The sequence below is a fragment of the Carboxylicivirga sp. genome (genome assembly GCF_982718395.1).
Map to the genome: position 1 here is coordinate 1 of NZ_CEXQWX010000142.1, position 15,177 is coordinate 15,177.

The window sequence follows — 15,177 nt, forward strand, 5'->3', positions numbered from 1 at the left end:
TCCAAAGAAAATATTCTCTTTTCTCTCTTTGCTTTTACAAAGACAAACTAACGATGGCACCAATTAGCAAAAATTGTTCCGCATGGCAGAACTAAAAATTGGTGTAATTCGCGAATTGAAAATCAGCGAAGCTAAATTTGTGGTTAAAAGATAAAAATTGGCCTATCTATATTTTTAAAAGGGATTTCCCTGATTCAATTCACCTTTACTCTTCTAAAAATCAATAATTAACGTATCTTTAGATACAGTAATCCCTAATTTCCCATACCATGACAACATCAAACCATCAACTCGATCACATTGCTATCTCGGTTAAATCGCATATGCTGCTAAGGCAGCTATTAAAAGAAAATCCCATTCTGGAAGAAATAATGCGAAATGCCAGAAATGAAACAGAGGTATTGGTTGGTGTTCGAAATTGGGTGCTGGACGAAATAAAGAAAAATAAGGATGCCTACCTTTTTTATAAACGAGAGGCGCACGGCCGTGAAGCCTTCGAGAAACTAAGCTGGAAAGACTTTGCTGCCATTCGAATACTCGACTACATCGACAATGCGGGCCGTGAGTTTGAAGACCTTAACTTAAGGGGTGAAATGGCTATCAGCAATCCCATTCACCTAATCTGGCTGGCCGTTACAAATGGAACTGGTGGTGCCAAACCTTTTTTCTTTAAGGATATGTTGATGTTATTTAAACAGTTCCGAGGGGAATATAAAAGGACTATACCATCCAAAGAGCAGGTAGAGACATGGATGGATCGTTGGTGTTCAGGCCTCGACCCGAGGATTGTTAAACTAAGAGAAGAGAACAAGGAACGGATACTCAAGATTATTATCCGGATCATTGATTCGGGGGAAATGAGCAACAGCAAATTCATCTTTCCAGAAGGCTTATCCAAAGAGCAAAAATACCTGAAAGCGCTTGATTGGTGGGATAATCATCTGTTTCATTTACGTTTTGCTGTCAGGTCGGCGGATTTATTAAATGAAATGCTCGATAACTCGCTCGACCCGGATACCATGAAGGTACTGTATGAAGCCGAGGCCAAGGGAATTCCATTTTTTGTGAATCCATATTACCTCTCCCTATTGCATGTACGGGTTCCATACTTTGCCGTTGGTGCCGATTTGGCAATCAGGCATTATGTGATTTATAGTCAGAAACTAATTGATGAATACGGAAATATCGTTGCCTGGGAAAAAGAAGATAAGGTAAAGCCCGGCGAACCCAATGCGGCAGGCTGGTATTTGCCAAGCGAGCACAACATTCACAGACGTTATCCTGAGGTAGCGATTCTGATACCCGATACAATGGGGCGTGCTTGTGGTGGATTATGTGCCTCATGCCAGCGCATGTACGACTTTCAGCGAGGTAACCTCAACTTTAACCTGGACAAATTAAAACCCAAGCAAACCTGGGACGAAAAGCTGGACTCTTTGTTGGAATATTTTGAAAAGGACTCACAATTACGCGACATCCTGATTACAGGAGGTGATGCCCTGATGAGCTCCGACACATCTTTAAAAAAGATTCTGGACAAGATTTACCAAATGGCTGCAAATAAAGTTGAAGCCAATAAACAAAGACCCGAGGGTGAGAAGTATGCACAATTCCTGCGCATCAGGCTTGGCAGTCGATTACCGGTTTATATGCCGCAAAGGGTCACACCGGAGTTGGTTAAAATATTGGGTGATTTTAAGAAGAAGGCCTCCGAAATAGGTATCCAACAGTTTTTTATGCAAACCCATTTTGAATCACCTATGGAAGTGACACCCGAAGCTCGTCAGGCTATTAAGTTGTTAAACTCTGCCGGATGGACCGTGACCAACCAGCATGTATTTACTACTGCTGCTTCCAGAAGAGGTCATGCTGCTAAACTTAGGAAGGTTTTGAATGAAATTGGTGTTATCAATTACTACACATTTAGCGTTAAAGGATATATGGAGAACAGCTTTAATTTTGCTACCAACGAGCGAGCTGTGCAGGAACAAATGGAAGAAAAAGTGATTGGTAAAATTCCAGAGCAATACTATTCGCAGATCAAAGATTTTCCGAACAATGCTGCATCCATTGAAGCAGATATGGCTAAGTTGATGCAAAAGAGCGGTTTGCCATTTCTGGGCACAGACAGGAATGTTCTTAATCTTCCAGGCGTTGGTAAGAGCCTGACATTCCGCACCATTGGTATCACCCGTTATGGTCGTCGTATCCTGGAGTTTGAATTGGATCATACCAGAAAGCACAGTCCGGTAATGAAGCAAATGGACAAAGTGATCATTATTGAATCCAAATCCATTAGTGAATACCTGCGTCAGATAAATGACCTTGGCGAAGAGGTTGATGATTATGCCAGCATCTGGGGCTATTCAATTGGGGAAACGGAACAACGTATACCAATCTATGACTATCCGGATTATAATTATCAGGTAACATCGGAGTATACAAACCTAAAGGAGGAGGCTAATGTATAAATAAGTCTTCTTATTAAGTAATAACATTATCAAGAAGGTGTCCAAAAACAAGCATTTAAAATTAGATAACTTACGAACTATTACTTAATCACCTCACCCTAACCTTCTCCTTCTATGTTGTAATCCAAATTTATCACTCATTATATTCTAAATTTCAGCAAATTAATACTTATCCTCTTCTTTCTTCGGGCAATGAGGAACCAGAAGGCTTACCTTTCTTGGCTAAATATTATCGGGTTCAACACCCGATAATATTTAACATGGAACCTTCGGTATAATATATCCCCGTTGGTTACCTGACTTGGCGATCCAATATAATCCACAAAAACATCCTTCTATCAACAGTCTTTTTTCAAAGCTGCATTTCAGTGTTTAATTTTTATAGTTGAGAGCTGTAGCCTTGAGGAAGCAGTCATCAATTGTGCTGCAAGGAGAAATAACAGTCCCTCTTAAATTTGATATTTTTGATATTATATTGAATGTTATGCAACTGAATATTCATAATGCACTTGGTTTATCATTATACTGCGTATCCTACCTAATAATTTCTTGGCTATTCTTATGATAGCATCATTAGCTTTCATTCTTCCACATAGTTTGTTGTATCTGATAGTTAAAGCGGGATCGATTCTAACGGCCACCCAGGCAGATTCTATAATTACTGCACGAATAGGCTTATTTGAACGTGTAGTTATCTTTCCTGTAATTTCTTTTTCTCCTGAAGAATTGGTTGTTGGAACCAGTCCGACATAAGAACAAAAATGATCCAGGCTTTTAAATCTTAAAAAGTCACCTATTTCTGACAATAATGTAAATGCTGTTATTAGCCCTATTCCGGGAACACTACTCAATAAGCTTATCTTTTGTGAATAGCTACCTGTTTTACTCATCGCTCTGAGTTCTTTGTTTATAATCTAATAAGGTTGCTCTTAAAAACTTCACAAACCCCAAAGTCTGATTCAATACCTTCTTCCCCCAGGAAGTGCAGAAGTCAATCGTTAATAACCATTCGGTGAATCGACCAGACCAATATTTTGATGCGGAATCCAGTTCATTCGGAATCTTAATCCCATAATAATGTAAAATGGATTTGATTCGGTTTTTGTTCCTGCATATCTCTTTTACCATTGTTTTTCGGTGGCGGACTAAACTTCTTAGCTCCATGGTATTAATATCTGGCACAAAAATGCCCTGGAAATCTCCATTGCGAAGTGATTTAGCTATCTTTCGACTATCTCGTTTATCTTCTTTCTGCTTCCGCTCTTTATCTGTTGTTGGAATATCTGCTGGATTTACAATGATGTTTTCAATGCCCGACTCTATCAATTCTCTATGAACACTATAGCCGCAAAAACCTGCTTCATAGGCCGAATAATAAGTCCCATCAGGAAATTTTTTTGATAAATATTGCTTTAGCTCGAAACAGCTCGGGTTCATTGAAAATGTCTTATGAATAGAGTGTTCTAACATGATTGTAATTTTCCAACTTGTCAAATGGACATCGATTCCTACGAAAATATTTTGTCCTTTAAAACTGATCTTGTTAATTTTCTGTACCATAAGCCACTTTTTTAGTTGTTTAAATTTTGCTCAATTCAAATTACTAAATATTGGTGGCTTATGCTTTTTACAAACATACTGCCTTGAGGAGAAGGTTAGGATGAGGTGATTAAGTAATAGTTCGTAAGTTATCTAATTTTAAATGCTTGTTTTTGAACAAACTCTTGTTTTACACACTATTACCAAACTTCAAACAAAAAAAGGGCACCATTACGATGCTCCTAAAATCCTTTATTATGCAAATGGTTAATTAATTGTATGGTCCCACTTCTTCCTCATTTCATTGTTTTTGCGCCGCTTTACCAAATTGTTGGCCCGGCCAATATGTTTTGATATAGCCTTTATCAATCCACTATAAGGTTCAGGATTAAATTGCATCATAGCTCGCAGATAAATCACCAGCTTATCATTAACCAACTTTAATAGCTCACGCTTAAGTACCGTGGCACTTTCGCTGTCATCATCCTGAATAAGTGCTGCATTCCATTGCATTTCGGTTGTTTTAAAATGATTTTGATCTTCCTCCAACTGATCAACAATTGTCTGCATACCGGGTAATATTGCGACTTTAGAAGCCACTTCGGCGGCTCTGAGATCCCGAATCAAGGACTCAGTTGAGGCTGACTGAGTTGAGTAATTCTTTGTTATCAACTCAAAACCATACCTGCTCAATACCTTTTCAATATCTATTGCAGCCTCGCGCGTGGCTGCATCAGGGTGCAACAGGTAACCCCTATTCAGGTATAACAACGAGCGCGTGGTTGTGTCGCGCTTAGCATCTGCACTATCCAGTAAAGATTCAACTTTAATTTCGTTAATAGCACTTTTAAGCCTTGACTGAATCACTGCTAGGTCATCCTTCACAGAAATGATATTAGCATCTTCAAGGCTCGACAGATCCAGTTCTGTGTTTATGTTGGTGCCTAAATCAGCGACATCGCGTACTCGCATGTCGGTATTAACTTTATTTAATTTCTCCATAAAAATAATTTTAAGTATGTGATAAAAAATTAGAGAATTGTATTATTAACAGATTATTGAGGACTTTCGGAAATCCGCAAAGCCCGACAAATGTAAAAAATGACCCTTTCGGATTTCTGTAAAGCTTGTTAAATGGAAAATGTACTTATGCTGCTATCTGAACAGCTCAATAAATGAAAAAATCAGGATTTACAGATTTATGCAATGCTACCTTTGAGATAAATGGCCTTTACAGCTATCTGAAAAATCTGTCAAACGAAAAAGGTATGTTTTGCGGATTTTGGCATAACTTGAAAAAATAACGGCCTTTGAATGTTTTGGTATGTTTTATTGGGCAAGAAAGTCGGTTTAATAAAATGGTTCATGCGCGCGGGTTGTTTTATAGTTAAGCGTTAAAGATATTATTTTACAATAACAATTCAAAATTGTAAATAGATATTTTTTAAAATAACACGATTAAAATGATCTGAATTGCTTTCCAACTCAACAGTTGAACAGATCAAAAATTTTATACAAATATTTTTATCATTAGTTGTTTTGAATGATAATTTTTGCTAAAACGATATATTAAAGGATTTAGGTAATATATGGCCTAAATAAAACTAAACACAATCATTACTCAATGAACGTCTTTTAAAAGAGTAGACTGATCGAATATTTTTCAGATAAATTCTAAGAAAAAGTCGTTTTTTTGACAAAGTCATTAGAGTATTTAACGAATAAGATTAATTTTGGAATTCTGTGATTAGAAATCTATACTGTTAGGTGGAGCGAGTATCGTATTGGGGAGAGAAAGAATTATACAGATATTATTTGTCATGCAAAGAAAACGTTCGAGCAAGTTAAAAACAAAAATAGATTTTATAAGTCATCAACGTATATTAGGCACATTTGTATGCTCTGATGCACAGGTTGATATTTTTGCTCGCAGATGGGTCAATTTTTAGCCGAATATGTTATCAACTTATTGGAAATTCAAGGTTTATGAATAAAGAAAAATATTTAAAAATTTTTAAATACTTGTTTGAGTTTTCAAAACTCAGAAGCAAGCCTGTTAGAGATATTTTAAACTCAAAGAATTACCTTGACATAATTTGGTTTTCAAATATTCCAGTAAATGAGAAAATTGATTGCATTATCCATGACAACTTTTCGAATGAAGGAGGGCATTGGTTAAAGGTGTCTAAACCTAAGGAACCTGAAAAACCAATATTCCCAAGTCCTCCCAAGACACTTGAAAAATGGATTATTCCAGAAAGCTTATTAAATAAGGATAAGCTACCTGAATTGTTACAAGAAATTGAGATTGAAGAACAAATCCTAGAAATTGAAGATTACCCCGAAATCAAATCTGAATTTGAAGAATATTGTAAAACTAGATGGTTTAATGAATCAGTCAATTACTGGAAAGAAAAGGATATCTACGATGAAAAATATAGGGTTTATGACCAAGTAAATTCAGTTTACAAACGACTATTTTCTATTTACAATAAATCACAGCAGTTTGGTGAAGAATATGAACTAATAATTGGTATAGGGTTAATGCACTTTAAAGAAAGTGATAACACCCCTTTAATATGCAGGCATGTCATTTCTGCAAAAACTGAAGTTGAATTCGAGTTTTCAAAACGAGATTCAAGTATAATTGTTAGTCAAAGCTTAGAAAATGGTTTGGTAATTGAAACGGATTCTATAATGGATCAATTTGATTCTAACGATATTATTGAAGCAGAAAAACGAGCTAAAGAATTAATAAAAGAAAAGGAACTGGTTAACCCATTTGATAAAGACATTCATGAAGTTTTACAACTTTTATCAGAAAGGATAAAGCCAGGCGATGGCAAGTACAAAGAAGAGCTTTCGAAAAGTAAAGAAGTTCAAACCAAAGAAACAATATTTTATGCACCAGCATTAATTCTTCGAAAACGAGATACTCGAAGTTATACTTCCATGTATGAAAAAATCATTGAAGACATTAAAGAAACCTCAGGACCTCAAATACCGACATTAGATGATTTAGTTGATGAAGCAAGTGGGTCTGATTCAAATAAACCATTTCCCCAAACTGAAAGAACAGGGTTAAATCCCAATGATACAATATATTTCCCCAATAAATTCAATGATGAACAAATTGCCATTATTAAGAAAGCCAGATACAATAATAAAGTTTTAGTTCAGGGCCCACCTGGCACGGGAAAATCTCATACTATTGCTAACTTAATTTGTCATTTATTAGCAAATGGTAAAAAAGTATTGGTTACAGCTTATACTAAACGTGCCCTTGAAGTTCTAAAAGATAAATTGCCTGATGAGTTTAAAAGCTTAACTGTAAATCTTTTAAGTGGAGACTCATCCTCGATTAAAGATTTAGAAGCTAGTGTAAATACAATAAATGATGAACTTTCAAATACCGACATAGATAATTTAAAAAAGGAAATTGAGGATTTAGAGGAGGAACTATTAACCTTAAAAAATGATAGGGCCTATAATACCAATGAACTTCTTAAAATCAAGGAGATATCAACTCGTAGTATTAGTATTAATCCACAATATAAAGGTACGTTAACAGAAATAGGAACATTATTAGGTGCTGATAAATTAAGATTTGACTGGTACAGGGATGATTTTGACAATTATGACGATATTGGAATATTAGAAAAGTTAAAGTCATACATACTTGAATATAAATACTACTCACAAATCGATGTTTCAGTTTATAAATACCAACTTCCCGATAAACAAAAATTACTTGAAATAGATGTTTTCCAGGAATTTACAAATATTCAAGATAGAGTTACTAAAAACAATCTTTCAAAAGATAATTGCAATATTATAAATTCAAGTGATTACACTAAAGTAAAAAGCATACTTAAAGAATTGCTTGCTGTCTTTGAAAAGATTGAAAAAATATACTTTCCTCAGAAACATGAAATAATAGATGACTCTTTAAAGAATAATAAGTCCCGGTGGTTCGGTAAGATTGAAAGATCAGCACAAATATTAGATGAACTTCAAAAAACTGATTTACGATACAAGGATAGGAATTTAGAGATTGAGTACCCAAAAAATAAGTCACTAATTTCATTAAAAAGTGATGCAAAAGGTCTTTTGGATTATTTAAATGCGGGCAATGCTTTATCAGGTGTAAGTTTTAGAATTAAAAAGAGATTTCTACCAAAGGACATTAAAGAAAAACTTTATTTTATTGAAAATGTACTTGTTAATGGCAGTCCATGTGATACTGAAGAAGAATTTGAAAATGTACTTGAAGACATAAGGCTTAAACAAAATTTCAATGAGTTAAATGATATTTGGCAAACGGACAAGGAATTAAATAAGTACGAAAAGAAATTCAACTATTTCGAAAAACTTGTTTTGCAAGTTCAATCCTTGATAAATAATATTGATATATCGTCCAGTAAAATTAGCGAACTAAAAGGCATCTCTAACATTACTATTTCTGATTTTAGTTCAGAATCAATTTCTTCAAATTTAACTGATGTTCAAAATACTTTGTCCTTGTTAAGGTTAGAAAACTTTGAGCAACACAGAAGTGAATTATCCAACAAACTAATCCAACCATATATACACCCAATTGGAAAAGATATATCAGATGCCTTTATTGAGCTTGACCTATTAAAATACAAACTGCTTCTTGATCAATTAAATAGTTTACATGAAGATTTTGAAAAATATGGATTATTCAAGGAATTAGAAAAGGAATTGAATAATTGCTTTCCTTTCTTAATTGAGGCAATTTCAGAACGTAAATTCTTAGAAACACAAATACCTGAATTAGAAAAGGCAATATTATTTAAGCATGCAACCAATGAGGTGTCTCGATTATTAAGTAAGGATGTTGAGTACGAACTTAAAGAAAAACTAAAAAGCTATGATTCTATCGAAGAAAGCTTAATAGCTAAGCTTTCTTCAAAAAAATCTTGGGTTTATGTACTTGAAAATTTGAATGCGAACAGAAATCTTCGACAACATTTAGAAGCATGGGTTCAAGCCGTGAAAAAAATCGGAAAAACTGGTAAAGGTAAAAGGGCACTAAAATTCAGAAAGATTGCTCAGGAAGAAATGGAACATTGCAAAACGTCTGTTCCATGCTGGATTATGCCATTGTACAAGGTAACAGAAACTATTCAGCCAGAAAAAGGCATTTATGATTATGTAATAATTGATGAAGCGAGCCAGCTTGGTCCTGACGCAATATTTTTATTATATATCTCTAAAAACATTATAATAGTAGGTGATGATAAACAAACATCACCAGAATATATTGGAGTTGATGCAAATGCAGTGACTCCATTTATAAACAGGCATTTACAAGGCATACCTTTTAAAAATTTTTATGGTACGGAATACAGCTTTTTTGACCACGCAAGTAGGTTTTGTGATGGAAGAATTGTTCTACGGGAGCATTTTAGATGTATGCCTGAAATTATTGAGTTTTCAAACAAATTATTTTACGCTTCTGATGGCAAAGGTTTGTTTCCTTTAAAGCAATATTCCGAGGATAGATTAGAGCCTTTGGAGCACTATTATTGTCAAAATGGATTTGTTGAAGGTCAGAGTTCTAATATTCGAAATGAACAAGAAGCCCAAGCTATTTCTAATAAAATTCTCGAAATAATAAATGATGAACAATACAATGGCAAAAGTATTGGAGTTATTTGTTTGCAAGGAAATGCGCAAAGTGCATTAATTGAAACATTGTTGATTAAACAGATTGGTGAAAAGGAATTTAGAAGTCGAAAAATAATATGTGGTAATTCAGCCAGTTTTCAAGGAGATGAAAGAGATATTATCTTTTTAAGTCTTGTTACTGCGACAAACCATAATCGAAGCGCATTAACACGTCCAGAAGACGAAAGAAGATTCAATGTAGCTGTAAGTAGAGCTATTGAACAAATTTGGCTTTTCCATTCAATTTTGCCTGAAGATTTAAGTAACTCTAATGATTTAAGATTTAAACTTTTAGACCATTTCCTTAATTACAAACCTTCCCCGCCACCAATTTCAACACCAATTAAACGGACCTTAGGTAATCAACCTGCACCATTTGATAGTTGGTTTGAAGTTGATGTTTTTAACGATATTGTAAATAAGGGTTTTAGAGTTAAACCTCAATACGAAGTTGCCAAAGGGAAATACCGGATTGATTTAGTAGCCTTTTTTCCTGATGGAACTAAAATAGCCATTGAATGTGATGGCGATAAATGGCATGGTGCTGACAAATACCAAGATGATATGCTTCGTCAGAAGGTTTTAGAGCGTTGCGGTTGGCAGTTTTTTAGAATTAGGGGTGGAGAATATTATTCAAACAAAGAAAAGGCACTAGAACCACTTTGGAGAATATTTGAAGAACACTCCATTGAGCTTCCTGTAATAAAAGAGGAAAAAACTGAATTAAAAACAGGATTTAAAAAGAATATTGAAACTGGTAATCATCATAATCACAAAGAAATAATTGAGAAAACGTCGTTAAATGGTAGTGGTGCTCCTTCATTAGCAAATGAGCAAAAAAAACTATCTCAAAAAGATAATAGCTCTACCCCGAAATTTCATTTTTTATCTGTTTCTGAAATAATAGAATCATACTTTAAAATTCATGATTCGAAAATGGGTAAATCTTTGACTGTTATTGACCGCTTAAAAATACCAAATACTCAGTTTTTTCCAATGCATTGTTTTAGTAGTATCAATAATAACATTAACTCTGCACAAAGACTGAAATTACAACAATTCAATAAGCTAAAAACAGTCTTTAATAGACTTAAACAATTATCTTCTGATTATTCAAGAAACAGCCTGAAAAATATAATTGATGATGAGAAAATTGCAAATTCGTACAAAACGGATGCTATAACGTGGAATATTTTAGAAAAGAACATTCCTTTAGATGAAATAGAAAATTACTTAAGAGCATATAAAGAAAAAAAATCAACCAGCTATAAGAAAATGCTTTGTGCTTATGACCAAATTAGATATCAACCTGATATAGAATTTATTTAAAGAGAGTTTATTAAATGCCTAGTTCGGCATAGATTGTATCTATGTCGTATTTATTGGTTAGTTTGCACTAAATTGATAACCGTTAGATAAAAACTACTTAAATGATTGGATTCTTAACAGCTCACCCGTATGCACTACTTCCATTTGTCTGTGGCATGGTAATTATTGTAACCGGCTATATTAAACTATGGAAGCTCCGCAAAACCAACCACCCGGAAACGATTGGTATATTCGGAATATGGCTGATGGGTATTATTGGTTTATTGCTGGGGATATTTGGTCAGGTATTGAGCATCGTTGAGGCCTTTGATGCCATTGCTGATGCAGGAACCATATCGGCAAGCATTGTGGCCGATGGTATTAAGAGTTCGTATAAGTCAACATTAGTTGGGTTAGCCGTTTTGATCATCTCATTAATCGTTTGGGGCATATTAAAGGGAGTCAAGCAAAATAAAATGATGCGAAAGGCAATTGAAAAAGCATAAACCTTACTTATAACCACAATGGTAAAAATTGAACAACTTATAAAATCAGACTTGGAAGAAGTAAAAAAGTTACTTCTTGAAAATGATTTACCTATAGATGATATAGAAGAAAGTGCGGTTCAATTCTTAGTAGCAAAAGAAGGGAATACTATTGTGGCTATCATAGGACTCGAACAATATACAACAACCGGGCTTTTGCGTTCACTGGCTGTCAGGGACAGCTATAAAAATAAAAGGATTGGCAGAAATTTAGTTGAATACCTTTTTGAGTATTGTAAAAACAATGCAATCCGGAAACTATATCTTTTGACCACAACGGCCGAAAAATATTTTGAGAAATTTGATTTTAATAAAGTGCAACGGGAAATTACACCGACAGTTATTAGAAAAACAAAGGAATTCTCTGATATATGTCCTGCTACGGCAGTAGTAATGAAAAAGAGTTTGATAAATTAAAAGTCCTATGATAGCAAAAACACCGACTCCACCATATTATGCCGTAATCTTTACTTCGACCCGAACAGAAGGGGATAAGGGCTATTCTGAAATGGCAGATAGAATGCTTGAATTAGCGAAACAACAAGACGGATTTCTGGGTGTTGAAAGTGCAAGAGAAGAACTTGGAATAACAGTTTCATATTGGAGAGATTTGGATACCATAAAAAAGTGGAAAGAAAATACAGAGCATACAATAGCAAGAGAAAAGGGCCGAAGCAAATGGTATAAAAGCTTTAAGACCAGAATTGCCAAAGTAGAGCGTGATTATGAATTTGAAAAGGAATAACACGACTAAATAATCAAAGAACAACAGAAAGTGCCATAGAAGAAACTTTTCATTTTAAATGATTTAACATTAAATTTGATAGTATTAGTAACTTATCAAACAAAACTCTGGCATGAAAAAAGTAAAAATTAGTTCAGAAGGTCCTAACTACACCTCTATTGATTTGGGAAGTTTAGATGAGATAAAGGATTATTCTTACATACACCCAAAACGTCATGAAGAGGTTAAGGGTAAAGTATTTATTGGTGAGATATTGAAATCAAGCAGTGCTGAAATATCTTTTAATGTAGTTCCTCCCAATACAGAAATGGCCTCTTTTCATCAACATAAGAACAATGAAGAAATCTACATGGTTATAAAAGGCTCCGGACAGTTTCAGGTTGATGAATCGTTATTGGATGTTACTGAAGGTTCAGTCATTAGAATAGCACCGGATGGTAACAGAACTTACAGGAATAATACTGACAAGCCTTTATTGCTATTATGTATCCAGAATAAAGCAGGTTCACTCGACTATTTTAATATGGAAGATGGATTCCTGACTGAAGGTGTATCTTATTGGGATATATAAACTGCATTATCGTTTTGAATGGGGTTTGCTTCAATACTTATCCGATGAATATCGGCATATCACTAATATTCATTGGATAAGTAATAATACAAATTCTCTCGGTCGGCCTCTTGCAAAATAGCTTTTGTTGAAGTGAAGGCATTAGGGACCGGGAAGTTCCAAACTTGCTTTGGAAATCACCCGGCCGAACTTATGACTGAGCTGAATTAGAAAGGTATTTTACAAGCAGCCTTGATGTTTTTTGCTTCCTTTTTGTCATCAAGAACAAAAAGGAAGTCTGGTTTGGGCGAAGCGCCAAAGTGTATATTATGCAATAAATATTGAAATTGTATTTCCAACGTTAATCTTTTATCCACAAGAATATCAATTGATATTTGTAAAACTTTCAGAGTATTCGATTAGCTTTTTAAACAAAGCCTTATCAGAGTGCAGTTTTGGCTTTTTCTTTAGTTTTCCTTTTGAATAGAAATTACCTCCAATATTTTTTTCACTATTCTCAGTAACAAAACTTGCGATGCATTCACCAGCTTTATTAGCCTCTACCATGCCCAATGCTTTTGAGAGCAACTGAACAACCTTGCTTTGAGATTTTACGGTTTGAGTATTCACAATGCCGGGGTTCCAATGAATATGCTCAACATTTGTATTTGTAAATGTTTTCCAGTTGGAAACCAGCAAAGCAGAACCGATCGAATTTTGCCAAACACTAATCATTTTGTTGTATCTGGGATTTGACAGTTCGTCAAAATGGATTTTTCCAATTACAGAACCGTTGATATGAATAACCTTTCCAAGCTTTGACGCAGATAAAAGCTTATTCAGTCTCACGGCAAACATATACCTTGAAATATAACCAATAGAAAAAGTGATATCGATTCCATCCCGGGATAGTGTATTGCTCTTGGGATGTATACCTGCATTTAAGATCAGTATATCCAAGCTGCTTTGTTCTTTCAGGTAGTTATCTAAAAAACGCTTTACGTCTGCTTTTACTGACAAATCAGCAGAAAAGAACAAATGATTTCCCTCCGGATTATAGCTTTGTAGTTGCTCCAGTACTTTCTCTCCTTTTGTTTTATTCCGCCCCAGTATATGAACGGAATAATGACGTTTTGCAAACTCAATAGCAGTGGCAGCACCAATCCCTTCGGTACTGCCGGTAATTAATACGGTATAATTCATTTTTAAAGTTTTGATTATTCGATTTTACAAGTGATGTTCAAAGTCACTTCATCACCAACCATAAATGTTCCGTTCCCACCAACACCGTAATCTTTTCGGTTAATTTTAAATGATCCCTTGAAAGTATTATTACTATAATTGAATGGTATCTCAACCTGTTTTGTAATACCATGTAAGCTCATTTCTCCGCTAACTATAAAGCCATTCTCTTCCTTTGTAATACTGGTCGACTTAAAGCAAATGTCAGGGTATTTTTCGCAATTAAAGAAGTCGTCTTTTCTTAAGTGCTCATCTCTTTTTTCGTTGCCGGTATTGACCGATGCAGAAGAAATGCAGACGTTCATAGATGAATTTACAAGGTCATCTATATCAAATTTCACTTCCCCCTTCATGCCTTTGAAGGTTCCTTCAACCGTTTTAAACTTCATATTTGAAATGGAAAACTCCACAAATGAGGCATCACTGTTAATGTTCTGGGCATAAGTTTTGAATGAGCCAATACTCAATAGGATAGCTGCAGCTATAAAAAATCGTTTCATCATTTTCTTCTTGTTTGATAATTATTTAATATTGCGAATATAAACCGTGGACTATGGTCAACGGTCAAAAGAAATTGCAACTTTTTTTAAATTATTTTTATGCGAATCGGTTTAATTGCAGAAAAGGCAGGAGTTTCGAGAGATACAGTTCGTCTTTATGAAAGTATGGGACTGTTAACAGGCATTACTCAACCGTACGAATACAACAATTACAAAGAGTATTCAGAGGAGAATATTGAGCGCATTAAAATTATTCGTTCGATGAAAACACTGGGATTCTCATTGAAAGAATGCAAAGAGGTTATTTCAAATATCCAAACTGATAATTTCGACAAAGATTACCAGATGAGGTTCCTGAACAGCAAGATAGATGAGATCAATCAAAAAATTGAGGAACTGGTTATCCTAAGGGACAAACTAGAAGGTTTCAGGAATTTTAGTTGTGATAAAGAGGTAGTTAATAAAATTAAACCAAAAGAATAAACACATACAGGAATGAAAAAGTGGGACGCAGAGCAAATACCTGACGTAACAGGGAAAGTAGCAATTGTGACTGGCGGTAATACAGGGCTTGGTTTCCAGT

General features: G+C 34.7%; 12 protein-coding genes. 7 read left to right on the forward strand and 5 right to left on the reverse strand.

What is annotated here, in order from left to right; translation table 11 throughout:
* Positions 1-269 precede the first annotated feature (269 nt).
* Positions 270-2,471: a KamA family radical SAM protein gene (locus AC4MRQ_RS19885; RefSeq protein WP_491199464.1), complete on the forward strand. Its 2,202-nt coding sequence runs from the start codon at positions 270-272 to the stop codon at positions 2,469-2,471.
* Positions 2,472-2,953: 482 nt separating this feature from the next.
* Here AC4MRQ_RS19885 and AC4MRQ_RS19890 read toward each other — a convergent pair whose 3' ends face one another.
* From AC4MRQ_RS19890 to AC4MRQ_RS19900, 3 genes are all read right to left on the reverse strand, one after another.
* On the reverse strand, positions 2,954-3,361 hold the full coding sequence (locus AC4MRQ_RS19890) for a transposase (protein ID WP_491199465.1): 408 nt from the start codon (positions 3,359-3,361) through the stop codon (positions 2,954-2,956).
* The gene (locus tag AC4MRQ_RS19895) at positions 3,354-4,031 is read right to left on the reverse strand and encodes an IS110 family transposase (protein ID WP_491199466.1); all 678 of its coding nucleotides are present in this window, start codon (positions 4,029-4,031) and stop codon (positions 3,354-3,356) included. Before AC4MRQ_RS19895 ends, AC4MRQ_RS19890 begins: the two co-directional genes overlap by 8 nt.
* Before the next feature lie 246 nt (positions 4,032-4,277).
* Positions 4,278-5,012, reverse strand: a complete 735-nt coding sequence (locus AC4MRQ_RS19900) for a DUF6261 family protein (RefSeq protein WP_491199467.1) — start codon at positions 5,010-5,012, stop codon at positions 4,278-4,280.
* Between the two features lie 984 nt (positions 5,013-5,996).
* Between AC4MRQ_RS19900 and AC4MRQ_RS19905 the strand changes: the two genes are divergently transcribed.
* The 5 genes from AC4MRQ_RS19905 to AC4MRQ_RS19925 all read left to right on the forward strand — a co-directional run bounded on the left by AC4MRQ_RS19905 (position 5,997) and on the right by AC4MRQ_RS19925 (position 12,873).
* Positions 5,997-11,033, forward strand: a complete 5,037-nt coding sequence (locus AC4MRQ_RS19905) for an AAA domain-containing protein (RefSeq protein WP_491199468.1) — start codon at positions 5,997-5,999, stop codon at positions 11,031-11,033.
* A 101-nt stretch (positions 11,034-11,134) separates the two neighbouring features.
* A complete protein-coding gene (locus AC4MRQ_RS19910; protein WP_491199469.1) occupies positions 11,135-11,518 on the forward strand; it encodes a MotA/TolQ/ExbB proton channel family protein in 384 nt (127 codons plus the stop codon).
* A gap of 18 nt (positions 11,519-11,536) precedes the next feature.
* On the forward strand, positions 11,537-11,974 hold the full coding sequence (gene arsN2 / locus AC4MRQ_RS19915; protein WP_491199470.1) for an arsenic resistance N-acetyltransferase ArsN2: 438 nt from the start codon (positions 11,537-11,539) through the stop codon (positions 11,972-11,974).
* Between the two features lie 7 nt (positions 11,975-11,981).
* Positions 11,982-12,302 carry an antibiotic biosynthesis monooxygenase family protein gene (locus tag AC4MRQ_RS19920; RefSeq protein ID WP_491199471.1) on the forward strand — a complete coding sequence of 107 codons (321 nt, stop codon included), beginning with the start codon at positions 11,982-11,984 and terminating at the stop codon, positions 12,300-12,302.
* 112 nt (positions 12,303-12,414) lie between these two features.
* Positions 12,415-12,873, forward strand: a complete 459-nt coding sequence (locus AC4MRQ_RS19925) for a cupin domain-containing protein (RefSeq protein ID WP_491199472.1) — start codon at positions 12,415-12,417, stop codon at positions 12,871-12,873.
* A 363-nt stretch (positions 12,874-13,236) separates the two neighbouring features.
* Here the strand turns inward: AC4MRQ_RS19925 and AC4MRQ_RS19930 are convergent, their stop codons facing one another.
* Positions 13,237-14,055: an SDR family NAD(P)-dependent oxidoreductase gene (locus AC4MRQ_RS19930; RefSeq protein ID WP_491199473.1), complete on the reverse strand. Its 819-nt coding sequence runs from the start codon at positions 14,053-14,055 to the stop codon at positions 13,237-13,239.
* Between the two features lie 14 nt (positions 14,056-14,069).
* Positions 14,070-14,597, reverse strand: coding sequence for a YceI family protein (locus tag AC4MRQ_RS19935; protein WP_491199474.1), 528 nt, complete (start codon positions 14,595-14,597; stop codon positions 14,070-14,072).
* 96 nt (positions 14,598-14,693) lie between these two features.
* Here AC4MRQ_RS19935 and AC4MRQ_RS19940 point away from each other — a divergent pair, with 96 nt between their 5' ends.
* Entirely contained in the window at positions 14,694-15,077 is a 384-nt protein-coding gene (locus AC4MRQ_RS19940; protein WP_491199475.1) for a MerR family transcriptional regulator, read from the forward strand.
* Positions 15,078-15,177: the final 100 nt, after the last annotated feature.